Source organism: Pseudomonas sp. LB3P31 (assembly GCF_054897945.1).
Map to the genome: position 1 here is coordinate 4,152,352 of NZ_CM142710.1, position 24,870 is coordinate 4,177,221.

At 61.9% G+C, this 24,870-nt stretch carries 23 protein-coding genes; 15 read left to right on the forward strand and 8 right to left on the reverse strand.

Annotated elements, in window-relative coordinates; all coding sequences use genetic code 11:
* Nucleotides 1-143: 143 nt before the first annotated feature.
* Entirely contained in the window at nucleotides 144-623 is a 480-nt protein-coding gene (locus tag ACYZTK_RS18860) for an Lrp/AsnC family transcriptional regulator (RefSeq protein ID WP_045062103.1), read from the reverse strand.
* A 417-nt stretch (nucleotides 624-1,040) separates the two neighbouring features.
* On the opposite strand from ACYZTK_RS18860, the gene ACYZTK_RS18865 reads away from it, so the two are divergent.
* Nucleotides 1,041-2,147: a DUF6515 family protein gene (locus ACYZTK_RS18865; RefSeq protein ID WP_462011228.1), complete on the forward strand. Its 1,107-nt coding sequence runs from the start codon at nucleotides 1,041-1,043 to the stop codon at nucleotides 2,145-2,147.
* Here the strand turns inward: ACYZTK_RS18865 and ACYZTK_RS18870 are convergent.
* Complete coding sequence (locus tag ACYZTK_RS18870; RefSeq protein ID WP_462011229.1) at nucleotides 2,132-3,037, reverse strand: cation diffusion facilitator family transporter; 906 nt, start codon at nucleotides 3,035-3,037, stop codon at nucleotides 2,132-2,134. The two genes, ACYZTK_RS18865 and ACYZTK_RS18870, sit on opposite strands and share 16 nt — an antisense overlap.
* 26 nt (nucleotides 3,038-3,063) lie before the next feature.
* Nucleotides 3,064-3,483: a polyribonucleotide nucleotidyltransferase gene (locus ACYZTK_RS18875; RefSeq protein WP_462011230.1), complete on the reverse strand. Its 420-nt coding sequence runs from the start codon at nucleotides 3,481-3,483 to the stop codon at nucleotides 3,064-3,066.
* A gap of 110 nt (nucleotides 3,484-3,593) precedes the next feature.
* Between ACYZTK_RS18875 and hrpB the strand changes: the two genes are divergently transcribed.
* A complete protein-coding gene (gene hrpB / locus ACYZTK_RS18880; protein ID WP_462011231.1) occupies nucleotides 3,594-6,113 on the forward strand; it encodes an ATP-dependent helicase HrpB in 2,520 nt (839 codons plus the stop codon).
* Between the two features lie 87 nt (nucleotides 6,114-6,200).
* Here hrpB and ACYZTK_RS18885 read toward each other — a convergent pair whose 3' ends face one another.
* Nucleotides 6,201-7,115, reverse strand: a complete 915-nt coding sequence (locus tag ACYZTK_RS18885) for a LysR substrate-binding domain-containing protein (RefSeq protein WP_462011232.1) — start codon at nucleotides 7,113-7,115, stop codon at nucleotides 6,201-6,203.
* A 226-nt stretch (nucleotides 7,116-7,341) separates the two neighbouring features.
* Here ACYZTK_RS18885 and ACYZTK_RS18890 point away from each other — a divergent pair, with 226 nt between their 5' ends.
* From ACYZTK_RS18890 to ACYZTK_RS18910, 5 genes are all read left to right on the forward strand, one after another.
* A complete protein-coding gene (locus ACYZTK_RS18890; RefSeq protein ID WP_462014932.1) occupies nucleotides 7,342-8,832 on the forward strand; it encodes an aldehyde dehydrogenase in 1,491 nt (496 codons plus the stop codon).
* 34 nt (nucleotides 8,833-8,866) lie between these two features.
* Entirely contained in the window at nucleotides 8,867-10,237 is a 1,371-nt protein-coding gene (locus ACYZTK_RS18895) for an aspartate aminotransferase family protein (protein ID WP_462011233.1), read from the forward strand.
* Nucleotides 10,238-10,678: 441 nt separating this feature from the next.
* Complete coding sequence (locus ACYZTK_RS18900; RefSeq protein WP_462011234.1) at nucleotides 10,679-11,665, forward strand: ABC transporter substrate-binding protein; 987 nt, start codon at nucleotides 10,679-10,681, stop codon at nucleotides 11,663-11,665.
* Between the two features lie 9 nt (nucleotides 11,666-11,674).
* Complete coding sequence (locus ACYZTK_RS18905) at nucleotides 11,675-12,478, forward strand: ABC transporter permease (protein WP_462011235.1); 804 nt, start codon at nucleotides 11,675-11,677, stop codon at nucleotides 12,476-12,478.
* Nucleotides 12,466-13,302, forward strand: a complete 837-nt coding sequence (locus ACYZTK_RS18910; protein WP_462011236.1) for an ABC transporter ATP-binding protein — start codon at nucleotides 12,466-12,468, stop codon at nucleotides 13,300-13,302. Before ACYZTK_RS18905 ends, ACYZTK_RS18910 begins: the two co-directional genes overlap by 13 nt.
* Nucleotides 13,303-13,403: 101 nt before the next feature.
* Here the strand turns inward: ACYZTK_RS18910 and ACYZTK_RS18915 are convergent, their stop codons facing one another.
* On the reverse strand, nucleotides 13,404-14,480 hold the full coding sequence (locus tag ACYZTK_RS18915; RefSeq protein ID WP_462011237.1) for an endonuclease/exonuclease/phosphatase family protein: 1,077 nt from the start codon (nucleotides 14,478-14,480) through the stop codon (nucleotides 13,404-13,406).
* Between the two features lie 78 nt (nucleotides 14,481-14,558).
* Complete coding sequence (locus ACYZTK_RS18920) at nucleotides 14,559-15,233, reverse strand: YciC family protein (RefSeq protein ID WP_462011238.1); 675 nt, start codon at nucleotides 15,231-15,233, stop codon at nucleotides 14,559-14,561.
* A 178-nt stretch (nucleotides 15,234-15,411) separates the two neighbouring features.
* Between ACYZTK_RS18920 and ACYZTK_RS18925 the strand changes: the two genes are divergently transcribed.
* From ACYZTK_RS18925 to ACYZTK_RS18945, 5 genes are all read left to right on the forward strand, one after another.
* Nucleotides 15,412-16,158 carry a DUF2076 domain-containing protein gene (locus ACYZTK_RS18925; RefSeq protein WP_462011239.1) on the forward strand — a complete coding sequence of 249 codons (747 nt, stop codon included), beginning with the start codon at nucleotides 15,412-15,414 and terminating at the stop codon, nucleotides 16,156-16,158.
* A 175-nt stretch (nucleotides 16,159-16,333) separates the two neighbouring features.
* Nucleotides 16,334-16,813: a LabA-like NYN domain-containing protein gene (locus ACYZTK_RS18930; RefSeq protein WP_007946629.1), complete on the forward strand. Its 480-nt coding sequence runs from the start codon at nucleotides 16,334-16,336 to the stop codon at nucleotides 16,811-16,813.
* A gap of 22 nt (nucleotides 16,814-16,835) precedes the next feature.
* Nucleotides 16,836-17,447, forward strand: coding sequence for a 3'-5' exonuclease (locus ACYZTK_RS18935; RefSeq protein ID WP_462011240.1), 612 nt, complete (start codon nucleotides 16,836-16,838; stop codon nucleotides 17,445-17,447).
* A 236-nt stretch (nucleotides 17,448-17,683) separates the two neighbouring features.
* The gene (yedA, locus tag ACYZTK_RS18940; RefSeq protein ID WP_462011241.1) at nucleotides 17,684-18,610 is read left to right on the forward strand and encodes a drug/metabolite exporter YedA; all 927 of its coding nucleotides are present in this window, start codon (nucleotides 17,684-17,686) and stop codon (nucleotides 18,608-18,610) included.
* Between the two features lie 76 nt (nucleotides 18,611-18,686).
* Nucleotides 18,687-20,021: a DEAD/DEAH box helicase gene (locus ACYZTK_RS18945; protein ID WP_462011242.1), complete on the forward strand. Its 1,335-nt coding sequence runs from the start codon at nucleotides 18,687-18,689 to the stop codon at nucleotides 20,019-20,021.
* 108 nt (nucleotides 20,022-20,129) lie between these two features.
* On the opposite strand, the gene ACYZTK_RS18950 is transcribed toward ACYZTK_RS18945, so the two are convergent.
* Nucleotides 20,130-21,371 (reverse strand): TIGR03862 family flavoprotein, encoded by a 1,242-nt coding sequence (locus ACYZTK_RS18950; RefSeq protein WP_462011243.1) that lies wholly within the window; start codon nucleotides 21,369-21,371, stop codon nucleotides 20,130-20,132.
* Nucleotides 21,372-21,651: 280 nt separating this feature from the next.
* Complete coding sequence (locus ACYZTK_RS18955) at nucleotides 21,652-22,572, reverse strand: histone deacetylase family protein (RefSeq protein ID WP_462011244.1); 921 nt, start codon at nucleotides 22,570-22,572, stop codon at nucleotides 21,652-21,654.
* Between the two features lie 85 nt (nucleotides 22,573-22,657).
* Between ACYZTK_RS18955 and ACYZTK_RS18960 the strand changes: the two genes are divergently transcribed.
* From ACYZTK_RS18960 to ACYZTK_RS18970, 3 genes are all read left to right on the forward strand, one after another.
* Nucleotides 22,658-23,227, forward strand: a complete 570-nt coding sequence (locus tag ACYZTK_RS18960; RefSeq protein ID WP_462011245.1) for a GNAT family N-acetyltransferase — start codon at nucleotides 22,658-22,660, stop codon at nucleotides 23,225-23,227.
* 106 nt (nucleotides 23,228-23,333) lie between these two features.
* Complete coding sequence (gene tesB / locus ACYZTK_RS18965) at nucleotides 23,334-24,203, forward strand: acyl-CoA thioesterase II (protein ID WP_462011246.1); 870 nt, start codon at nucleotides 23,334-23,336, stop codon at nucleotides 24,201-24,203.
* Nucleotides 24,200-24,793: an HAD family hydrolase gene (locus ACYZTK_RS18970; RefSeq protein WP_462011247.1), complete on the forward strand. Its 594-nt coding sequence runs from the start codon at nucleotides 24,200-24,202 to the stop codon at nucleotides 24,791-24,793. The genes tesB and ACYZTK_RS18970 overlap by 4 nt, the downstream gene beginning before the upstream one ends.
* Nucleotides 24,794-24,870: the final 77 nt, after the last annotated feature.

Genomic DNA, 24,870 nt, shown 5'->3' on the forward strand with positions numbered 1-24,870 from the left:
AGTCATTCCTGTCTCGACCCACTACTGTAGGAGCTGACGAGTGAAACGAGGCTGCGATCTTTTGATCTTGATTGTCTGGGGATGTAATCAAGATCAAAAGATCGCAGCCTCGTTTCACTCGACAGCTCCTACACAGCTCGGTCTCAGCTACGCAGATGTGTAAGCGGCAACTCAGTACTGTTCAACACCTGATTCAACACAAAACTCGAGCGCACACTCGTCACCCCGTCAATTCGGGTCAGGTGCCCCAGCAGCAATTTCTGGTAGTGATCCATATCCGGTACCACCACCTTGAGCTGATAATCGGCGTCCATCCCCGTCACCAGGCTGCATTCCAGCACCTGCGGCAAGGTACGAATGGCCGCTTCGAAGTTCTCGAAGCGCTCCGGCGTGTGGCGGTCCATGCCGATCAATACGTACGCCGTCAGGCTCAGGCCGAGCATCTTGCGATCCAGCAGGGCCACCTGGCGAGTAATGTAGCCGTCGTCCTCCAGTTGCTTGACCCGACGAGAGCAGGGGGAAGGCGACAGGCCAATGCGTTCGGCCAGCTCCTGGTTGGAGATGCGCGCATCACGCTGCAATTCCGCCAAAATGCTCAAGTCGTATCGGTCGAGTTTGCTCATCATTCAGGCCTTTATCGTAACTATTGCGGCAGATTATCTATCCAGGGTTAAAAATTGCGCAAGTGATGTTTAATTGAGCAATCTTCGCAATCCTCTGCTGCCACCTCAAGCCTATTCTTATTACCAGAATCACTGCTCGGACAAACAGTCCACTGCGGCTCGCCCAATCAGGCCAGTCGCGGCCGCCACCCTCCACCGGGGGATGTGCCGGCCTCCGAGCTGCACACTGTCCAGAAGACGGCGTGAGGTGAGCCGACGTCATAAGCGTCGAGCACGGACGAAGTTCTCAAAGGGAGGCCGACGGGTCTCCCTTTTTTATTGCCTGCGAAAAATACCGCGCGACTGATAACCTGTTGCAGAACCGGCCTGTGCTTTCCCAGTCTTACGTACAAGCCCTGATCCCCTGTGAGGAAAAGCATGAAGTCGCGCATCTGGCGTTTGGCCGGTGTTGGTTTGCTGTGCATCAGTGTCACCACGCAGGCGCTGGCTGATGAGCCGCAGAATGGTGGGCCCAACAGCGGGCAGCAGGGTGATGGGCGCCAGGGCAACGACCAGGGCCACGGCGGCAATAACAATCAGCAGCGCCCGCAGAACAATCCTCAGCAGAACAACCAGCCCCGCGGGCAGAACAACGACATCATTCGCGGCGATAACAGCCGGCAGTTCGAGCGCAGCGGACAGGATCGAAACGGGCAGAACCGCAACGACCAGGATCGCAACGACCAGGATCGCAATGGCCAGAGCCGCCCGCCACCCGATTACAACAGCCCGGTGCGGCCACCACCGCCGCCACCTCAGCTACCGGCCAACGACCTGCCGATCCAGGGCCGGCCCGACAGCGTGCGCCAGACCCAGCAACCGCAGCGCGGTTACTACCAGGACGTGCCGCGGCGCAACAATGGCAACCAGCAGTGGCAAGTCGGGGGCCCCGGTTCGCGCGCCGATGACCATCAGGATGACAATCGCTGGCCCGGCCGTCCGCCAGGGCACGGCAACGGCTGGGGCCCAGGGCCGCAATATCGTCCCGGACATGTGATCGACCGCTTCCCTGACCGCGACTATCGTGTGCCTTACGGTGGCCGCGACTATTTCTACTCTGGCGGCTATTGGTATCGTCCGCAGGGCCCGCGTTATGTGGTGGTGCAACCGCCGCGCGGGATTCGGGTCGGCTACTTGCCGGACTACGCGCGCGAAGTGTGGATCGGCGGTTCGCTGTTGTTCCTGGCGGCAGGTTCGTACTACGCCTATCAGGAGAGCACCCAGGATTACGTGGTCGTCGAGCCACCGGGACAACCGCTGCCGCAATCAGCCAGTAATGGCTACGACGTGGAAGCCTATCCGGCCAACGGGCAGACGCCGCAGCAGGTCAATCAGGATGGCTACGATTGCTACCGATATGCCGTGGAGCAGAGCGGTTTTGATCCGCGCGCCGATACCTACCAGCCGGACCCCTCGGTAGTACAAATCTACCGTCAGGCCCAGGGCAACTGCCTCGGCAGCCGCGGTTATCAGGTCAAGTTCTGAGGCCGGGCTGCTTGCACCACTTCCTGCGGGTCGGCGTGGACCAGCACCTCGGCCCGCGGGTAGGCTGCGTGGATCGCATCGGCGGCCTGATCGCTGATGCCGTGGGCGACCGAAAGGCTCAGGTCACCGGGCAATTCCAGGTGTAACTGCACGAACCACTGGTTGCCCGAGACTCGCGTGCGCAAGTCATGTGCGCCTAGCACCCCAGGTACGCTGCAGGCCAGTTCGAGCATGTGCTGGCTGACATCCAAGGGCAGTTCTTCATCCATCAATACGGTGAAACTCTCCCGGGCGATCTGGATGGCGCTCCACAGAATGTAGATGGCGATGCCCAGGCCGAACCACGCATCCAGCTGATGCCAGCCAAATCCTGCCAGCACCAACGCGATCAGGATGCTGCCGTTCAACAGCATGTCCGAGCGATAGTGCAGCGAGTCGGCGCGCACTGCGGTAGAACCCGTGGCCTTGACCACCCGATGCTGAAGCATCAGCAGCGCCAGTGTCAGCGCCAGCGAAAACAGAATCACCCCGATACTCAACCAGGGCGCCCCGATCGGCTGCGGATGCTGCAACCGATCGAATGCCTGCCAGGCAATCAGCACCGCACTCGCGCCGATAAACAGCGCCTGGGCCATGCCGGCCAGCGACTCGGCTTTGCCATGGCCATAACGGTGATCGTCATCCGCCGGGCGCAGGGCGTAATGCACCGCCAGCAGGTTGAGCATCGACGTGACGCCGTCGAGCGCCGAATCGGTGAGGCCGGCGAGCATGCTCACCGAGCCACTCAACCACCAGGCGATGGCCTTGGCGACGATCAGCGTACAGGCCACGGCCACCGAGGCACGGGTCGCCAACCGCAGGAGGCGGGCGTGTTCAACGCTTGAGATCATGAGTGCGGCGGTTCCTTCAAGTCAGGTTATGCAGCGGGTTGCAGGCCGAACATGGCCAGCTGTTGGGTGCTGCCCTTGTGCTGGATCAGGCGTGGATCGTCCAGCGGGAAGCTGCGGCCCAGTTCGGTCTCGAGGATGGTCTGCAGCTTGTGGTTGTCGATCTTGCCGTCTGCACCGACCGCTTCCTGGAGTTTTTCCGGGGCCACCTGAGCAGTCTTGCCCGGTTCGAAGTAGATCGCGCCGGTGGCGAAGTCCACCGCGAAGGCGATCAGGCCCGGAACGATATAAAACAGCAGGCCCACGGCATCAAGTACGGCAATGGCCGGGTCGATTTTGCCGTCGATCTGGCCGCGGCGATCAGGGTAGAAAATCGAGCCGCAGGCGGTCACTTGAGTCAGCAGGGTTGCCACTAGAACACCACCAATCAGGCGAAAGGGAGCACGCATATGAATCTCCTTGAGTCATCTGGAAAACGAAGCGTCGTCGCTATGAATTAGGACCGTGATAAACGCCAGGCAGTTCGCCGTTATACTCGCGCCTCTGTTTGGGAGCCAGCATGATTTCTTTACCGATCGATGAAGTTTTACCCGCCCTGCGTGTAGCCCTGGCTGCACGTCACGAAGCCGTGCTCGAAGCACCGCCCGGCGCGGGCAAGACCACTCGGGTGCCCTTGGCCCTGCTCAATGAGCCGTGGCTGGAGGGGCAGACCATCCTGATGCTCGAACCCCGCCGCCTGGCCGCGCGGGCTGCGGCAGAACGCCTGGCCAGTGAGCTGGGCGAGAAGGTCGGGGAAACCGTGGGTTATCGCATTCGCCTGGACAGCAAGGTTGGGCCCAACACCCGCATCGAAGTGGTGACCGAGGGCATCCTCACGCGACGCCTGCAGGATGACCCGGCGCTGGAAGGCGTGGGTCTATTGATCTTCGACGAATTCCACGAGCGCAGCCTGGATGCAGACCTCGCCCTGGCCCTGAGCCTCAATGGCCGGGAATTGTTCCGCGAAGACCAGCCGCTGAAGATCCTGCTGATGTCGGCCACCCTGGAAGGCGAGCGCCTGGCCGGGTTGCTCGATGACGCACCGATCCTGCGCAGCGAAGGCCGCATGTATCCGGTGGCGATGCGCTGGGGTCGGCCGTTCCAGCCCGGTGAATTCATCGAGCCGCGGCTGGTGCAGACCATCCTTGAGGCCCTGAACGATGAAACCGGCAGCGTCCTGGTGTTCCTGCCCGGGCAGGCAGAAATTCGTCGAGTGCATCAACAGCTGGCCGACGCGCTGGGCGACAGCACCCAGGTGCTGCTCTGCCCGCTGCACGGTGAACTGGACCTCGCCGCCCAGCGTGCGGCCATCGATCCGGCGCCTGCGGGCAAACGCAAAGTGGTGCTGGCCACCAACATTGCCGAGACCAGCCTGACGATCGATGGCGTGCGCGTGGTGATCGATGCCGGGCTGGCGCGGGTGCCGCGTTTCGACCCCGGCAGCGGCATGACCCGCCTCGACACTCAGCGGATCTCCCGCGCCAGCGCCACCCAGCGTGCGGGCCGGGCGGGGCGTCTGGAGCCGGGGGTGTGTTATCGCCTGTGGTCCCAGGACCAGCACGAACAACTGGCGGCCTACGCCAGTGCGGAAATTCTTTCGGCGGACCTGGCCGGCCTCGCGCTGCAACTCGGGCGCTGGGGCGTGACGCCAGGGCAACTGGTGTGGCTGGATATTCCGCCGGCAGCGGCGTATGCGCAGGCGCAGGATCTGCTGCAACGCCTGGGCGCTCTGGACGGTGAGACGCTGACCCGTCACGGCCAGGCCATGGCCGAACTGCCGGCGCATCCGTGCATTGGTCATTTATTGTTGCGCGGCCAGACGCTGGGCCTGGCCGACATGGCCTGCGACGTCGCCGCATTGCTCGGCGAGCGCGATATCCTGCGCGGCGCCGGCGCTGATTTGCACAGCCGGCTAGTGCTGTTGTCCGGCGCAGAACGTGCCGCTCGTGGGGCCCAGGGCGGCGTTCAGCGCGCCCGGCAGCTGGCGCGCCAGTATCGAGGTTATCTGCGGGGCAAGGCGGCGCAGCCGGTCAGTGACCCCGAGCATCCGCGCTGGCTGGGTGCCTTGCTGGCGTTGGCGTATCCCGACCGGGTGGCGCAGCAACGGCGTGCCGGCGGCGCCGAGTATCGCCTGGCCAACGGCCGTGCGGCGCTGTTCGCCGAAGCCGACAGCCTGATGAAGCAGGCGTGGCTGGTGATCGCCGACCTGGGCAGTCGCCAGGGCCAGCGTGAGGAACGGATTTACCTGGCGGCGGATTTTGATCCGGCGCTGTTCGACTCGGTGCTGTCCGAGCAAGTGCGGGTGGTCGACCAGCTGGATTGGGACGAGCGCGAAGGGGTGTTGCGCGCCGAGCGCCAGCGCAAGGTTGGCGAGCTGGTGCTCAGCCGTGAGCCGCTGACCGGCCTGGATGAAAGCGCGCGCAGTCAGGCGCTGGTCAACCTGGTGCGGCGCAAGGGCCTGGAGCTGTTGCCTTGGACCCCGGAGTTGCGTCAGTGGCAGGCGCGGGTCGCGCTGCTGCGCCAGCTGGATCTGGCAGGAAAGGGCGAGAGCGAATGGCCGGATGTCAGCGACGCCGTGTTACTCAAAAGCCTCGAACACTGGCTGATGCCATACCTGGGCAAGGTCTCGCGGCTCAGTCACTTCGCCAACCTCGACCTGTCGAGCATCGTCCATAACCTGCTGCCGTGGCCACTGCCGCAGAGGCTCGACGAACAGGCGCCGCATCACCTGAGCGTGCCGTCGGGCTCGTCGATCCGCCTGGATTACAGCGAGCACCCACCGATCCTCGCGGTGCGCCTGCAGGAACTGTTCGGCCTGTCGGACACCCCGCGCATCGCCGGTGGCCGGCAAGTGGTGAAATTGCATCTGTTATCCCCGGCGCGCCGGCCGGTGCAGGTGACCCAGGACCTGGCGAACTTCTGGCGCAGTACGTATGCCGAGGTGAAGAAGGATTTGAAGGGGCGCTATCCCAAGCATTACTGGCCGGATGATCCGTTGGTGGCGGAGGCTACGGCGCGGATAAAACCTCGCAAAAGCTGAAGATCAAAAGATCGCAGGCTGCGCCAGCTCCTACAGTAGCGCGCCTTCACCCTGTAGGAGCTGCCGAAGGCTGCGATCTTTTGATCTTCAAGAAACGGCATTACCAGTGAGCTGCTCCCGGCAATAATCAGCAAACAACTGCGCCGGCTTGGTCAACTGCCCGCGCTTGAGCCACGCTGCGACCAGGCCCGACCCGGTGACATCCTCGACAATGTCCACGCACACCACTTTCTTGCCGTCGTAGGTGCATTCCGAATGTGGCCGGGTGACCAAAATCGAAAAGCCAAACCCTTGCCCGACCATGCCCCGGACCATTTCGATCGACGGCGAGCTGAAGGCTATATGCGGCGTCAGGCCCAGCTCTTCAAACAGGCTGACGAAGTAAGTCCGGCTCGGCTGCACGTCCAGCAGAATCATCGGCTCCAGGCACAGATCCCGCAGTGACACTTGCTTGAGTTGAGCAAAGCGATGATCTGCCGGCAGCAACGCATAGGGTCGCTGCGCCGGCATCAGTGGTTCAGTCTGGATGGTCGCGTCGAGGTCGTGTTCATACAGGATCGCCAGGTCGAACGCGCCCGAGGTCAGCCCCTGCACCAGCTCTTGTTGCTCGCCGTCGCGGATGCGGATTTTCACCCCGGGATACAGCGCCGAGAAGCCGGCAATCAGCTGCGGCAAGTACAGCGGCGCAACCGTTTCAAAGCAGCCGATATCGATTTGCCCGGACACGATGTCGTTGTCGGCCAGGGCGTTCTGTTCGAACTCCTTGGCCATGCGCAGCAATTCCTGCGCCTTGCGGTAGAAGCGTGCACCGCTGGGGGTCAACGACACGCCCTGGGCGTGATGGCGAATCAGCAGCTGTACACCGAAGCTGTCTTCCAGGCCTTTGATCGCCGTGGAAATGGCAGGCTGGGCGATGTACAGCTTGCGCGAAGCCTCGGCGACGCTGCCGCACTCGACGGTGGTGATGAAGTATTTCAGTTGACGCAGATTGTAGGCAGCCACGGCAAACCTCGGATTGGATGATCTCGACGTCCAGGCAATTTTTGCGCCGACTGCTTCCGTTCCGACGACGGTGTTGTTGTGCCTGAACAATAACCACATAGCGCGCGAGCCGGGAGATGGGCTGCCCAGTTTTTTCATGGTCTGCGAAGATATTTTTACTATTTTTCCTCGACACGGGCCTGGGCCACCATCCAAAGCACAAGAAAAGCCCATGGAGCATCTGAACGTGTTCGAGCTTGCAGATTGGCAAAAAAAAGCCGCCGCGCTGGCGTTTCCCCACCAGGCGCTGATCGACGGCAAACGCTGTTCGGCGCAGTCCGGCCAGACCTTTGCCGCAATCAATCCCGCCACCGGCCAGCATTTGGCCGACGTTGCCGCGTGCGGCGCAGCGGATGTAGATGCGGCGGTGCGCAACGCGCGGCAGGTGTTCGAGGCTGGCATTTGGTCAAGCCGCTCACCGGGCGAGCGCAAGCAGGTGCTGCTGCGCTTGGCCGACCTGATCATGACTCACCGCGACGAACTGGCGCTGCTGGATTCGCTGAACATGGGCAAACCGGTGATGGACGCCTGGAACATCGACGTGCCGGGTGCGGCGGGGGTGTTTCGCTGGTACGCCGAAAGCCTCGACAAACTCTACGACCAGATCGCCCCCAGCGCGCAGAACGTACTGGCAACCATCACCCGCGAAGCGCTGGGTGTGGTCGCCGCCGTGGTGCCGTGGAATTTCCCGCTGGACATGGCCGCGTGGAAACTCGCTCCAGCCCTGGCCACTGGCAATTCGGTAATCCTCAAACCCGCCGAACAATCGCCGTTTTCCGCGTTGCGCCTGGCCGAGCTCGCACTGGAAGCCGGCCTTCCCGCAGGCGTGCTGAACGTGCTGCCGGGCCTCGGTGAACAGACAGGCAAAGCCCTGGGTTTGCACCCGGATGTCGACTGCCTGGTGTTCACCGGTTCCACTGAAGTCGGCAAATATTTCATGCAGTATTCCGCGCAATCGAACCTCAAACAGGTGTGGCTGGAGTGCGGCGGCAAGAGCGCCAACCTGGTGTTCGCCGATTGCCAGGACCTCGACCTGGCGGCCGAAAAAGCGGCGTTTGGAATCTTCTTCAACCAGGGCGAAGTCTGCTCGGCCAACTCGCGGCTGCTGGTGCAACGCTCGATTCATGACGAGTTTGTCGAGCGTCTGCAGGCCCACGCCGAGCGATGGCTACCGGATGATCCGCTGGACCCGTCGAGCGCTGCCGGCGCCATCGTTGACAGTCGCCAGAGCGCGCGCATCATGCAGTTCATCGAACAGGCCGAGGGCCAGGGCGCGACCCGGATATGTGGTGGCCGGCGGTTAAGCTTCAACGGCAGTGACAACTTCATCCAGCCGACGATTTTTACCCACGTCAGCCCGGACATGGCGTTGTTTCGCGACGAAGTGTTTGGCCCGGTGCTGGCGGTCACCCCGTTCGACGACGAGGCACACGCCTTGCAACTGGCCAACGCCAGCGTCTACGGCCTGGCCGCCTCGCTGTGGACCGACGACCTCAACCGCGCCCACCGAGTGGCGCGACAATTGCGAGCGGGCACAGTGTCGGTCAATTGCGTCGATGCGCTGGACGTGACCGTGCCATTCGGCGGCGGCAAACAGTCCGGATTCGGTCGCGACCTGTCGCTGCACTCATTCGACAAATACACCCAGTTGAAGACCACCTGGTTTCAGCTGCGCTGATAACAGCCGCTCATAACAAAACGGAGAACTGGCGATGACCACCCCACGTGAAACCCGCGACTACCAGGCCGCCGACGCTGCGCACCACATCCATGCATTCGTCGATCAGAAGGCGCTCAACGACGAAGGTCCGCGGGTGATGGTTCGCGGCGAACGCCTGCACCTGTGGGACAATGATGGTCGGCGTTACCTCGATGGCATGTCCGGTTTGTGGTGCACCAACCTCGGTTACGGGCGTAAGGACTTGGCTGCGGCTGCCACTCGGCAGCTTGAGCAATTGCCGTACTACAACATGTTTTTCCACACCACTCACCCGCAGGTGATCGAACTCTCCGAGCTGCTGTTCAGCTTGCTGCCGGGGCACTACAGCCACGCGATCTACACCAACTCCGGCTCCGAAGCCAACGAGGTGCTGATCCGCACCGTGCGCCGTTATTGGCAGGTGCTCGGCAAGCCCGAGAAGAAAATCATGATCGGCCGCTGGAACGGTTATCACGGTTCGACCCTGGCCGCGACGGCACTGGGTGGGATGAAATTCATGCATGAAATGGGCGGTATGCTTCCGGACATCGAGCACATCGATGAGCCGTATTTCTTTGCCCATGAAGGCAACCTGACCCCGGCGGAATTCGGTCTGCGGGCGGCGCAGCAACTGGAAGCGAAGATCCTCGAACTTGGCGCGGACAAGGTCGCAGGGTTTATCGCCGAGCCGTTTCAGGGCGCCGGCGGAATGATCTTCCCGCCGGAAAGCTACTGGCCGGAGATCCAGCGGATTTGCCGTAAATACGACGTGCTGCTGTGCGCCGATGAAGTGATCGGCGGCTTTGGTCGCACCGGCGAATGGTTCGCTCACGAGTACTTCGGTTTCGAGCCGGACACGCTGTCGATCGCCAAGGGTCTGACTTCCGGCTACATCCCCATGGGTGGCCTGATCCTGTCGAAGAAAATGGCCCAGGTACTGGTGGAGCAGGGCGGGGTATTTGCCCACGGCCTGACCTATTCCGGACATCCGGTGGCGGCGGCGGTGGCGATTGCCAACCTCAAGGCGCTGCGCGATGAAGGCGTGGTGACGCGGGTCAGGGATGACATCGGACCGTATTTGCAGCAGTGCTTGCGCGAGGTGTTTGGTCAGCATCCGCTGGTGGGCGATATCCAGGGCGTGGGCATGGTGGCGGCGTTGCAACTGGCCGAGGACAGGACCAGTCGCAAGCGCTTTGCCAACGAGAACGACATTGCCTGGCGCTGCCGCACGATCGGGTTTGAGGAGGGGGTGATCATTCGCTCGACTTTGGGGCGGATGATCATGGCACCGGCGTTGATTGCCAGTCGGGAGGAGGTGGATGAGCTGGTGGGTAAAACCCTGAAAGCCATCGATCGTACGGCTCAGGAATATGGTCGGCTCTGATATCTCAGGAAGGTCCTGCGGACCTTATCGCGAGCAGGCTCACTCCTACAGGGGGGCTGTGTTCAATACACATTCCCTGTAGGAGTGAGCCTGCTCGCGATTGTTTTTTGCCTGGAAAAAATCGCAGCCTTCGGCAGCTCCTACCTTGAAATGCCGCCCCTGTAGGAGCTGCCGAAGGCTGCGATCTTTTTGCGATTCTGATGTATTGCACCGTCCTCGCGCACCCGCAAAAAGATCGCCCCCCAACAGTGCGCTCTACCCAGTTTTTTCTTCGCTCCCACCCACATATTTCCTGATTTTCCTAATCCCCACCTTGGCTCAACATCAACTTCGTCAGTCAGCTCCGCGCTGACATTCAAAGAGCCGACAGAGCTCAACGCTGCACCCGCTTCGACGTACTGCCCATCACAAAACTAAATCAACAGCTTTTGGGAGTGCTCCATGATCAAGTCCTTGCTTACGCATCTCGCCCATCCCCTGGCAATCACCGCCATCGCCGCGACGGTCGCCACCAGCGCCCAGGCCGGCACTTTATCCATCGGTCACACCACCTGGGTGGGATACGGCACGCTCTACCTCGCCCGGGACCTGGGTTACTTCAAGGAAAACGGCCTGACGGTGGAACTGCCAGTCGTCGAAGAAGCGTCGATGTACATGGCCGCGCAGGCATCCGGAGAGTTGTCCGGCTCGGCTTCGACTATCGACGAAGTCCTCAAGTACCGTCCGCAATTCTGCTTCAAGGCGGTGGCGGCGCTGGATGACAGCCATGGCGGCGATGGCGTGCTGGTGGGCAAGGACGTCAAGAGCCTGCAAGAGCTCAAGGGCAAGGCAGTGGCGGTGAACGAAGGCTCGACTTCGCAATTCTGGCTGTCCTACCTGCTGAAAAAGCACGGCATGAGCATGAGCGACATCACCGTGCAGAACATGACGGCTGACGATGCGGCCACCGCCTTCATCGCCGGCCGCGTGCCCGCCGCCGTGACCTGGGAGCCGCATCTGTCGATGGTGCGCGACAAGCAGCAGGGCAAGGTGCTGATCGACAGCAGCAGCACGCCGGGGGTGATCGTCGATGTGGTCGCGCTCAACTGCTCGGTCATCGAAAAACAGCCGGAAGACGTCAAGGCCCTGGTGGCCGGTCTGTACAAGGCGGTGCAGTACACCAAGGATCACCCGGAAGAAGCCTACAAGATCATGGCCAAGGGCGTCGGCGGTTATCTGGCCGATCCCAAGGAGCTGGCCGCCGCCGCACAAGGCGTGCGCTTCTACGACCAGGCCATGAGCGAAAAACTGCTCGGCGCGCCGGGCAAGCCGGGGGACAGCGAAACGCTGATCAAATTGGCCAACGAAACCGCCAGCGAACTGCAGGGCAAACCCTACAACGTCAGCAATGCCGACCTGATCGACAATCGCTTCGTCAGCCCGCTCTAGGAGGTTTGCATGTTCAAGCGCAATTCATGGCTGAGCCGCTGCATCACGCCCAAGACCGGCTTGCCCGTCTCGGTAATCTGGAGCGCCAGCGGCCTGGCCTGGGTGTTGTTGATTGGCTTGTGGGCCGGGTTGTCCTACGGCGGGGTCGTGCCGGGGATGTTTTTGCCGACACCGGGAGCGGTGGTCGAGGCTGCGGTGCGCCTCAGCCGCGATGGCTCACTGGGCCTGCATGTGTGGGCCAGCCTCGAAGTGGTCGTGGTCGGTTTTGTGATCTCGTCGCTGGTGGCGGTGCCGCTGGGGTTGCTGATGGGCAGCTTTCGGATTGTCCAGGCGTTCCTCGAACCGATGGTCAACTTCATCCGCTACCTGCCGGTGACCTCCTTCGTACCGCTGTTCATTTTGTGGATCGGCATCGGCCTGGAGCAGCGGGTGTCAGTGATCATCTTCGGCGTGTTTTTCCAGCAGCTGGTGATGATCGCGGATGTCTCCAAAGGCATCTCCAAGGACCTGATCAACGCGTCGTACACTCTGGGTTCAAACCGTCGCGATGCGGTCCTGCATGTGATCGCCCCGGCGTCGTTGCCAGGGGTGCTCGATACCTTGCGCGTGACCATGGGCTGGGCCTGGACTTACCTGGTGGTGGCCGAACTGGTCGCGGCCTCCAGTGGCCTGGGCTACCTGAGCCTGAAAGCCATGCGCGGCTTCCAGGTCGACGTGATTTTCCTGGCCATCGCGATCATCGGCCTGCTGGGCCTGATCACCGATCAACTGTTCCGTTTCCTACGCCTGAGGATCGCCGCATGGGCTCAGTAACCGCAGTCAACCATCGTTTTGCCACGTCCCAGTCCGCCCCGGTGCAAGCGGCGCCGCGTCTGCAAGTGGACAAGGTCAGCCTGCGTTACCAGAAGCCGGATGGCGGCGTATTTACGGCTTTGGACAAGGTGTCTTTCGACGTTCCTGATCAGCAATTCGCCGTGCTGGTCGGACCGTCAGGGTGTGGCAAGTCGAGCTTGCTGTATCTCACAGCTGGCCTCAATGAACCCACCGCAGGCGAGATCTACGTCGGCGGCCAGCAAGTGCAGGGCCCAGGAGCGGACCGCGGGATGGTGTTCCAGAGCTACACCCTGTTCCCGTGGCTGACCGTGCGCCAGAACGTCGAGTTCGGTCTCAAGCGGCGCGGCATGGCGGCGGCGCAACGCAAGGAAATCGTCGACTACTACGTCAATGAAGTCGGGCTGACCGGCTTCGCCGACAACTACGCCAAGCAGCTGTCCGGCGGCATGATGCAGCGGGTGGCGATCGCCCGCGCACTGGCCAACGATCCGCAGATCCTGCTGATGGACGAACCCTTCGGCGCCCTGGACAGCCAGACTCGCCTGCAGATGCAGCAACTGTTGCTGCGGGTCTGGGGCAACAGCAAAAAGACCGTGCTGTTCGTGACCCACGATATCGACGAAGCGATTTTGTTGGGTGACCGGGTGTATGTGATGGGCGCGCGGCCTGGGCGAATCAAGCAGATCCTGGACGTGCCGATCGAACGGCCACGTCACCTGGACATGGTCATGGAGCGGTCGTTTATCGAGATGAAGCGCGAGATATTCGGGCTGTTGCATGATGAGCTGGAAGAAGCGCATTGATAATCACCCTGTAGGAGCGAGCCTGCTCGCGATGGCTTTCTGCTGGGCAATATATTTTTTGCCTGACATACCGCTATCACGAGCAGGCTCACTCCTACAGGTTACGGCGCAGCCGGCAGCAGAAACCGCGCAATCACCGGCAGGTGATCGGAGATTCGCAGCGTATCGTCCTGCCTCACCATCGCCTCGACCCGTTTGATCCGCGGACTGTAGAACAGGTAATCGACCGTGCGATCCGGACCGTTCAGGCCCGGATCATTCGGATAGTGGGTCAGCCACAGTGCCCGGTCGGCCCCACTGGCTTCATTGTTGGTAGGGATCATCGGGTATTTGTCCCACAGCACATGCAGCGCGCTGTCGGCGGAGTAGGGAGTGCGTTGCTCGGTGGGCAGGCGCTGGAATTGTCCCAGCGGCAGCAGGTTGAAATCTCCGCCCACCAGCCACGGCGTGCCTCGGCTTTCGTAGCGGTCGAGCACCTTGCCCACGGCCGACACCTGGTCTTGCAGGGTTTCATCCGGCTGGGTGGCTCGGTCCAGATGCGTGTTAAGCGCGGCGATTTGCCCGCCGTCACTTAGCGGCAGATAGCTCACCAGCAAGGCGTTTTTCGGCTTGAACTGGCGGCTGATGAAATTGCCTGGGGCGATGGGTAGTTGCAGGCGTTCGGCGTGGTCGATCTTGTATCGACTCAGGGTCGCAAGCTGGCGGCCAACGCTGCCGAAGATGTGCGGTTCGGGGACGAATTCAGCTTTCCAGTCAAACGCGTGGGCGCTGCAAGGGTACAAATCCGCCAGCCGTTCCTGAAGCAGTTTGAGCTGGTTCTGGTAGTCGCTGGCTTTTGCACCGTCGTCGAGCTCTTGCAGCAGCACGACATCCGGAAGCTCGTCGCGAATCACTCGTGCCACTTCGTCGAGGCTGAAGGCCATGTCTTCGGGCGTCGGATTTTCATCGTCGCCCTGAGCCAGGTCGTTCCAGAACACGTACCGCTTACCCGCCAGATACTGGACGTTCCAGGTCATCACCTTCAGCGCCTGGCCGGGCACCAGCGTGGGGGCCTGGGCATTGCAGCTGACCGGCAACACTTCCTTGGCATCGGGACGCCAGGTCAGGTTGTAGATCAGGGCAACCAGCCCGATCAACAGCAGCAGGCCCAGCAGGGTGTAGCGCAGTAGACGGGTCATGGCTCGACTTTTATCGCGTTACAAGAGTTGCAGCCGAGCATAACCGAGCGCACGACTTAAGCCCAAGGGCTGTGACGGTCAGCGCGGCCCATCGATTTTTTCCGGGGTATCGCCAATCAGCATGAACAACCGGAACAGCACCACGCTGGTGAACAGTTGCAGGAAGCTGTGGGCGCTGTCGATCAGCAGCGAGATCACCGGGTTTTGCGGCTCGGGATAGACCGCCAGCGTCGCGCCCTTGAGCACCCACAACGGGCCCATCACGCACAGGATGCAGATCAGGATGCGCAGGAAATGGCCGCGGGTCAGGCGCAGGCTTTCCTTCATCGCGGCCAGCGGCGCCAGGCCACGCAACACCAGCAGGTACTCGCCGAACGCCAGGGTCACCATCAGCCAGATGCCCGGCAGGAAGTACAGCGACAGCCCGAGCAGGATCAACAAAGTGTTGAGCGCAGTGAGCAGGGCAAAGCGTGGCCACAGGGTGGCGGACATGGCCAGCAGGTCGCGGGTGCGGGGCGATTCGCCGCGACTACGGGCGTCGAGAAACAGGATCAGCGCGGCGGTGTACAGCGGGTAGATCAGCAGGCCGACGATCACGCTGATGCCTGGGAAACTGTCCGGCTCGGTGGAGTGGTCGACGACCAGCTGCAACAGCGCCTCGAAAATCACCAGCGGCAAGCACAGCTGCACGATCTGGCCCAGATTGCGCTTGAAGAAGTACAGAGAGTCACGCAGCACATCGAAGGAATTCATCAGTCGGTATCGCAGGTTGGAAGCAATGGCCCACTTTAACCGATGAAGCCCTTTGGGGCGCAAACGTAAACGTTCGGTAAAGGCCATTGAAACATCCTGTATCAGCCTCCATTACCAGGAGGCACCTCATCCATCGCGGATGAGGACGACGAAATTCCCGGCAATCTACGAGGTCGCCATGAACAGCGAAGAACAAACCCTGATCGATGGACTGTTTTCCCGGCTGCAACAGGCCGAAGCGGAATCAGCCCCGCGTGACGCCCAGGCCGAAGCGCGGATCAAGGAGCATCTGGTTCGCCAGCCCGCAGCGGGTTACTACATGACCCAGGCGATTCTGGTGCAGGAGGCTGCCCTGAAGAGCCTCGACCAGCAGAACAAGCAACTCACCCAGCAAGTCCAGCAACTGCAGGCTGAACTACAGTCGGCCAAGGCGCAGCCAGCGGCGCCGGCCAGTGGTGGTTTCCTGTCGAGCATCTTTGGCGGCAGTTCCCGTGATCCGCAGCCAGCGCCGAGCCAATCCGCGCCGCCTGCAAATAGTGGCGGCTGGCGCGAGCCGGCACGGCCATCGTTCAATGCGCAGCCGTCGCAGCAGAACTTCGGTGCCGCACCGCCCCAGCAGAACTATGGCGCGCAGCAACCGGCGGGCAACAGCTTCCTCGGCGGCGCGCTGAAAACGGCGGCGGGCGTGGCGGGCGGCGTGATGCTGGCACAAGGCATCAGCAGCCTGTTTCAGCACAACCAGCAACCTGAAGTGGTTGAAGTGATCAAGGAAGAACCGGCCCAGGTCAACGACCAGAACGACAGCGGCAATGGCTGGGGCGACGACCAGCGTGTGGCTGACAACAACGACCAGGGCGGCTTCAGCGACGCGGACTACAGTGACGACAGCTCGTCGCTCTTCGGCGACGACGACTCCTTCGTCTAACGCCCCGTGGCGAGGGAGCTTGCTCCTTCTGGACGGCGCGCAGGCCTCAGGTCAGCCCACTCCTTCGCCACATGGCCGATTATTCGCGGAACCCGCCTCTGGACTGGCATACTGGGCCACTTTTCGGGCCTGCTGCCCGATCCAGCCCGCGCGTCTGCGCGAAAGAGGATGCCCGGTGAAAAAAATCGCAGTGTTCGCCGATGTCCAGAACCTCTATTACACCGTGCGCCAGGCCTATGGTTGTCACTTCAACTACGCCGCGCTGTGGGCTGATATCAGCAAGCAGGGCGAGATCGTCGAAGCCTACGCCTACGCCATCGACCGTGGCGACAGCAAACAACAGCAGTTCCAGCAGATCCTGCGCAACCTTGGTTTCACGGTGAAGCTCAAGCCCTACATCCAGCGCAGCGACGGCTCGGCCAAGGGTGACTGGGACGTGGGCATTACCCTGGATATCATGGACGCCGCCGATCATGTCGATGAAGTGGTGCTGGCGTCCGGCGACGGCGATTTCGACATGCTGCTGGAGCGCATCATCAGCAAGCATGGCGTGCAGGCCGTGGCTTACGGCGTACCGGGGCTGACTGCCAACTCGCTGATCCGCGCCGCCAGCCGCTACGTGCCGATCGAAGGCGCGCTGCTGCTCAAGAATTGATTTTTACGGAGTTGAAACAGGTTTGGAACGCATAGCAGTCATCGACTTTGAAACCACCGGAATCTCCCCGAGCAGCAGCTGCCGGGCCACGGAAATTGCCGTGGTGATCCTTGAACAGGGGCGCATCGTCGAGCGTTACCAGAGCCTGATGAATGCCGGCGTGCGAGTGCCAGCGTTCATTGAACAGCTGACTGGCATCAGCAACGCCATGCTGCGTACCGCGCCGTCGGCCGAGCAGGTGATGAACGAGGTGAACGAGTTCGTCGGCATCACCCCCTTGCTGGCGCATAACGCCGCGTTCGACCAGAAGTTCTGGGACTTCGAGCTGGGTCGCATCAAGCGCACCCGCCTGCAGAACTTCGCCTGCTCGCTGCTGCTCGCCCGCCGCCTGATGCCCGCCGCGCCCAATCATAAGCTCGGTACGCTGACCACCTTCGCCCAACTGCCCCACACCGGCAAGGCTCACCGGGCCATGGCCGATGCCGAGATGGCGGCCAACCTGACGGCGCATCTGGCGCAGGAGCTGCGCCAGAAGCATGGGCTGCGGGAACTGTCCCATGATTTGCTGGTGAGTTTGCAGAAGGTGCCGGCGGCGAAGATCACCGAACACCTGAAGCGCCATCGCGGGTTCTAAGTACACAGCGGATTCCCCTGTAGGAGCTGCCGAGAGAAACGAGGCTGCGATCTTTTGATCTTGAATTTCAAAATCAAAAGATCGCAGCCTCGTGTCACTCGACAGCTCCTACGGGGCTCTAGAAACGTACCAAATTTTTCAAAGTGTACCGCCGCTAAAATCCGCTTTTGTAACTTATGTTTACCTGCTCGCCTTTCTAGAATGGCTGTTCTCCTGTCCTGCCCGCGAGCTTCCCCATGTCTGGCCTACGTCGCTTCCCCTTGCCGTTGATCGCTGCCTTCTTCGCGTTGTACGTGATCTGGGGCTCGACTTACCTGGTGATTCGCATCGGCGTTGAATATTGGCCGCCCCTGCTGCTCGCGGGGATTCGCTTTGTGCTTGCCGGGACGCTGATGTACGCCTTCCTGCGCTGGCGCGGAGCCCCTGCGCCGACCTGGGCGCAGTGGAAAGCGGCTGGGATCATCGGGATTCTGCTGCTGACCTGCGGCAACGGCGCAGTCAGTGTCGCCGAGCACATGGGAGTCGCCTCGGGCGTGGCTGCACTGGCGGTGGCGACGGTGCCGTTGTTTACCCTGCTGTGCGGTTATTTCTGGGGCGCGCGTAACACTCGTCTGGAATGGGCGGGGATCGCGCTCGGGCTGATCGGCATCGGCATGTTGAATCTGGGCTCCAACCTGCAATCGAGTCCGCTGGGCGCGGCTTTGCTGATCTTCGCGGCGGCGGCCTGGGCGTTTGGTTCGGTGTGGAGCAAACATCTGCCGCTGCCCCAGGGGGCGATGGCCAGCGCAGTGGAGATGCTGGTCGGCGGCGTGGCCTTGTTGATCGTCAGCGCGCTCAGCGGCGAACGCCTGGAAAGCCTGCCGCCCGTCGAAGGCTGGGCGGCGTTGGCCTACCTGACATTCTTCGGTTCGATCATCGCCTTCAACGCCTACATGTACCTGCTGAAAAATGTCCGCCCGGCCGCGGCCACCAGCTACGCCTACGTCAACCCGGCGGTCGCGGTGTTGCTGGGGATTGTGTTTGTCGGCGAGACCATTGGCATTGAAGAAGCGCTGGCCATGGCCGTGATCATCAGTGCCGTGGTGTTGATTGGTTTGCCGCAGTGGCGGCGCGCCCCGGTCAAACCCGCTGCAGTGGTGCCGACAGAATCTCGTGTGAATTAGGGTAAACTGCGCGGCATTGCATGTTGTTGCACACTTGTTCTGAAAAACCCGCGCTGAATTTTCCTACGGTAATCCCATGACTTTCGCCACCCTTGGCCTGATCGAACCCTTGCTGCGCTCTCTCGAGACGCTCGGCTACCAGACCCCGACGCCGGTTCAGGCGCAAGCCATTCCGGCGGTGCTGGCCGGTCGCGACCTGATGGCCGCCGCCCAGACCGGCACTGGCAAGACTGCCGGTTTCGCGCTGCCGCTGCTGCAGTTGCTGGCCATGGAAGGGCCGAAAGTTGCCTCCAACTCAGTGCGCGCCCTGATCCTGGTGCCGACCCGCGAATTGGCCGAGCAGGTTCACGAAGCCGTGCGCCAGTATGCCGAGAACCTGCCATTGAGCACTTACGCGGTGTATGGCGGCGTCAGCATCAACCCGCAAATGATGAAGTTGCGCAAAGGTGTCGATGTACTGGTGGCGACCCCGGGTCGTTTGCTCGACCTGTATCGCCAGAAGGCGCTCAAGTTCAATCAGCTGCAAACCCTCATTCTTGACGAAGCCGATCGCATGCTCGACCTGGGCTTTTCCGAAGAACTGGGCAACATTTATCGCGTGCTGCCCAAGCAGCGTCAGACGCTGTTGTTCTCCGCGACCTTCTCCGACGCCATCCGCTTGCTGGCCGGGCAAATGCTCAACGATCCGCTGAGCATCGAAGTCAGCCCACGCAACGTCGCCGCCAGCACCGTCAAGCAATGGGTTGTGGTGGTCGACAAGAAGCGCAAGCCGGAGCTGTTCATTCATTTGCTGCGCAAGGGCAAGTGGAAACAGGTGCTGGTGTTCGCCAAGACCCGTAACGGCGTGGACGCATTGGTGGAAAAACTCCAGGGCCTGGGCGTTAACGCCGATGGCATCCACGGCGACAAACCGCAGGCGACCCGCCAGCGGGCGCTGGACCGGTTCAAGGCCAGCGAAGTGCAGATCCTGGTGGCCACTGACGTCGCAGCCCGTGGCCTGGATATTGAAGACCTGCCACTGGTGGTGAACTTCGACCTGCCCATCGTGGCTGAAGACTACATCCACCGCATTGGTCGCACCGGGCGTGCGGGCGCGACCGGGCAGGCTATTTCCCTGGTGTGCGCCGATGAGGTGAATCTGTTGTCGGCCATCGAGACGTTGACGCGTCAGACGTTGCCTCGGCAGATGGAGCATGATTTCGAGCCTGAGCACCGGGTGCCGGATACCGATGCCAGCGGTCAGGTGGTGAAGAAGCCGAAAAAACCGAAGAAGCCGAAGACTTCCGGTGGCGGCAAACGCAACCTGGGCAAGTGGGTAGAGAGCGCAGAGGCGTCGGCGCCGGAGCCTTCGATCAAGCCTGTGCGCAAGGTGCCGGTTTTTAACACTGGGCCGCGCAAGAAGAAGCCTTAAGGGGGCGGCGATAGTTAAGCCGCCATCGCGAGCAGGCTCACTCCTACAGTCATCGCATACGCGGTCGAATGTAGGAGTGAGCCTGCTCGCGATGGGCGCGCCTGGGTCTCAATCCTTACGCCGCAACCACTCCACCATCCCCAACCCCGCCGCCCGTCCACTGGCAAAACACGCCGTCAGCAAATACCCGCCAGTCGGCGCTTCCCAGTCCAGCATCTCCCCCGCGCAAAACACCCCAGGCATTTGCTTGAGCATCAGCCGTTCATCCACCGCTTCGAACATCACGCCCCCGGCGGTGCTGATGGCTTCGTCCAGTGGCCGGGTTTTCACCAGCTTGAGCGGCAGCGCCTTGATCGCCTTGGCCAGCTGTGCGTTATCGGCGAAATGTTCGGCCGCCACCAGCTCGCGCAGCAACGCCGCTTTCACCCCATCAATCCCCAACTGACTGTGCAGGTGCTTGGACATCGAGCGCGAGCCGCGAGGTTTATCCAGTGCCGCCTGAACTTTATCCACAGGCCGGCCCGGCAACAGGTCGATATGCACAGTTGCAGCGCCATGCCGGTTGATAGCCTCGCGAATCGGTGCCGACAGGGCGTAGATCAGACTGCCTTCAATCCCGGTCGCAGTGATCACGCATTCGCCAAGGCGCGGCACGTCGTCATTCAGGCCGATCGCGATGTTTTTCAGCGGGGCGCCGGCGAATTTGCTGACCATCAATTCGCTCCAGGCCTGCACCTCGAAGCCGCAATTGCTTGGTTGCAGCGGCGCCAGGCCTACTCCGCGCTGCTCCAGGGGCAGCATCCAGGCGCCGTCCGAACCCAGGCGCGACCAGCTGCCACCGCCCAGGGCCAGCAAGGTCGCATCAGGCTCGATGGTTTTTTCGCCTTCGGGACTGTCGATGCGCAAACCGCCATCCGCATCCCAACCGAGCCAGCGGTGGCGGGTGTGGATAACTACGCCGGCCTCGCGCAAGCGCTTGAGCCAGGCTCGCAGCAGTGGGGCGGCCTTCATGTCGGTAGGGAACACCCGGCCGGAACTGCCGACAAAGGTTTCGATGCCCAGGTCATGTATCCATTGGCACAGCGCGTCGGCGCCAAATGAGCGCAGCAGTGGGGCGATCTGCGGTGCGCGTTCGGCGTAGCGCGAGAGAAATGCCGGGTAGGCTTCGGAATGAGTGATGTTCATGCCACCGACTCCTGCGAGCAGAAACTTGCGACCCACCGATGGCATGCCGTCGTACAGCTCGACCTTGATTCCTGCCTGGCTCAGCACCTCGGCGGCCATCAGGCCTGCGGGGCCGCCACCGATGATGGCGACTTGAGGGGGGAGGGCGGTGGAAGGCTGGGTCATGGCGTGCGCTGCGGTCTGGCGGATTGAAGCTGGGCATTCTACCAGCCCGGATCCCTGTAGGAGTGAGCCTGCTCGCGATAGCGGTTTAACTGCCAGCATGGATATTGGCTGTTCTACCGCTATCGCGAGCAGGCTCACTCCTACAGGGGTTTCTGCCGGTCTTAACGTTGATCAAAAAACAACCAGCGCTTTGCAGGCCATAGCCCGCATGGCCTGCAGAGCCTTTCACTCAGGTTATCCACAGGCAGTTCCACAGGCATTGTGGGTAAAGGCTCACACCTCAGTGACAACCTGATGACTGCCAGACCCGCTGCGCGCTGTGATGCAGAATCCCATGGCGTCGCGCCAGGGCCTTGCGGTCCTTGCTGTAGCCGCCGCCAATCACCCCCACTACTGGAATATCCCGGCCCAGGCAGTGTCGCATCACGCTTTCATCGCGGGCGGCGACGCCTTCGTCCGTCAGCTTCAGGTAGCCGAGCGCATCATCCTTGTGCACGTCGACGCCGGCGTCGTACAGCACCAGGTCTGGCTGGTAGAGCGGCAGCAAATAGTTGAGCGCATCGTCCACCACCTTCAGGTAGGCCGCATCGCCCATGCCCATCGGCAACGGAATGTCCCAGTCACTTTCAGCCTTGCGTGCGGGAAAATTCTTTTCGCAGTGCAGGGAAACAGTCACCGCGTCAGGCGTGTTGTGCAGGATGCGTGCAGTCCCGTCGCCTTGGTGCACATCACAATCGAAGATCAGCACCCGATTCACCCGGCCGCTCTCCAGCAAATACCGGCTGATTACCGCCAGGTCATTAAAGATGCAGAATCCGGCCGGATAATCGTAATGCGCATGGTGCGTGCCGCCCGCCAGGTGACAGGCCAGGCCATGTTCCAGCGCCTGCTCGGCCGCCAGCAGCGAACCGCCCACCGCCCGCACCGTGCGCCGGGCCAGCGCTTCGCTCCAGGGCAGGCCGAGGCGGCGCTGGTCCTCGCGGGACAATTCACCGCCCATGTAGCGAGCGATGTACCCGGGGTCATGGGCCAGGGCGAGAATTTCTGGCGGGCACAGTTGCGGGCGCAACAGATCGGCGTTCCGGGTCAGGCCGCTGTCCACCAGGTGATCGCGCAGCAGGCGAAACTTGTCCATGGGGAAGCGATGTTCCGCCGGGAATTCGGGACTGTAGTCTTCGTGGTAGATCAACGGCAGTGGCATGACGGATTTATCTGTAAGGAACGCAGGAAAGAATCAAGGATCCTACCAGCGATCTAGACTTGCGACATGGAAAGGGGGGAGCACGATGGAGCCGATACTGGAACTCGAGAGCGCGCGACTGTTGTTGCGACAGTGGAGCGACGCCGATTTGCCTGAGTTTGCGGCCATGTGCGCCGACCCGCAGGTGATGCGCTATTTTCCGACGCCGCTCAGCCGGCTGGAGAGCGCCTCGCTGATCGGGCGCATTCGTGGTCACTTTGCCGAGCATGGATTCGGCCTGTGGGCGCTGGAGCGCAAGGACAGCGGTGCGTTTATCGGATTTACCGGGCTGGGCGTGGTGGGATTCGACGCGGCTTTTACCCCGGCGGTCGAGATCGGCTGGCGCCTGTCCCGCGAGCATTGGGGCCTGGGTTACGCCAGTGAAGCGGCCTGGACCGCTCTGCGCTGCGGCTTTGACCGCTTGTCGCTGAATGAGATCGTAGCGTTTACCGCACAGGCCAATCTGCCGTCGGAGAAAGTCATGCAGGCCATCGGAATGCACCATGATTCAGCCGATGACTTTGATCATCCCCGGCTCGCCGCCGATCATCCCCTGCGTCACCATGTGCTGTATCGCATCAGCCGTGAACAATGGTTGCAAACCCTGCATGGCTAAGCCGGCGCGGACGTTTACAATGGCTCCCATGATGGCGCTGGCCTGAAACTGAATTGATCGTCGCAGCCAAGACTGCGCGACATTGTATTGTGTGAGGAGAGTCTGAATGAGCCAAGTGTTGGATGATCTGGTCGACTTGTTGACCCTGGAACCGATCGAAGAAAACCTGTTTCGCGGCCGCAGCCAGGATCTGGGTTTCCGTCAGCTGTTCGGTGGCCAGGTGATCGGTCAGTCCCTTTCGGCAGCCAGTCAGACGGTGGAAGAGGCGCGGCATGTGCATTCGATGCACGGGTATTTCCTGCGTCCGGGCGACTCTGCGTTGCCGGTGGTCTACCAGGTGGATCGGGTCCGAGATGGCGGCAGCTTCAGCACCCGGCGGGTAACGGCGATCCAGAAGGGCAACCCGATTTTCACCTGCAGCGCGTCGTTCCAGTACGACGAAAAGGGTTTTGAGCATCAGGCGCAAATGCCAGTCGTGGTCGGCCCGGAAAACCTGCCGTCGGAGCTCGAACTCGCACAGCAGCGCGCCCACCTGATCCCGGAACACATGCGCGAAAAGCTGCTGTGCCCCAAGCCGATCGAGTTCCGCCCGATTACCACGCAAGATCCCTACAACCCGCAACCGTCCGACCCGATCAAGTACGTCTGGTTTCGCGCCGACGGTACCTTGGCCGATACCCCGGCGCTGCATAAATACCTGCTGGCCTACGCCTCGGATTTCGGCTTGCTGACCACCTCAATGCAGCCCCATGGCAAGTCGGTGTGGCAAAAGGATATGCAGGTTGCCAGCCTCGACCACGCACTGTGGTTCCACGCCGATCTGCGTGCTGATGACTGGCTGCTGTACGCAATGGACAGCCCGTGGGCGGGCAATTCCCGTGGTTTCACCCGCGGCAGCGTGTTCAATCGTGCCGGGCAACTGGTGGCGTCGGTGACCCAGGAAGGCCTGATCCGTCACCGCAAGGACTGGGCATGAGCCTGACAGCGATCAAGCACTGGGTGTTCGACATGGACGGTACACTGACGGTGGCCGTGCATGACTTCGCGGCGATTCGCGTGGCCTTGGCCATCCCCGCCGAGGAGGACATCCTGACCCAGCTCGCCGCGCTGCCTGCCGCCGAAGCCGCTGCCAAGCACGCGTGGTTGCTGGAACACGAACGCGACCTGGCGCTGGGTTCGCAACCGGCACCGGGCGCCGTGGAGCTGGTGCGAGACCTGGCCGGGCGCGGCTATCGCCTGGGTATTCTGACGCGTAATGCCCGCGAACTGGCGCACGTCACGCTGGAGGCTATCGGCCTGGCGGACTGCTTCGCCGTCGAGGATGTGCTGGGGCGCGACGAAGCGCCGCCCAAACCTCATCCGGGTGGCTTGTTGAAGCTGGCAAACGCCTGGCAGGTGCCGACCAGAGAGATGGTGATGGTCGGGGATTATCGTTTTGACCTGGATTGCGGGAGAGCCGCTGGCGCGCGGACGGTGCTGGTGAACCTGCCGGATAATCCGTGGCCGGAGTTAACCGACTGGCATGCGGTGGACTGTGTCGCGCTGCGGGGAATGCTTTCGGCTTGACGGGCCCCATCGCGGGCAAGCCTTGCTCCCACAGGTAATGTTTATTCCCATCTTGGCGGGACCCCGGCTTGCCCTGT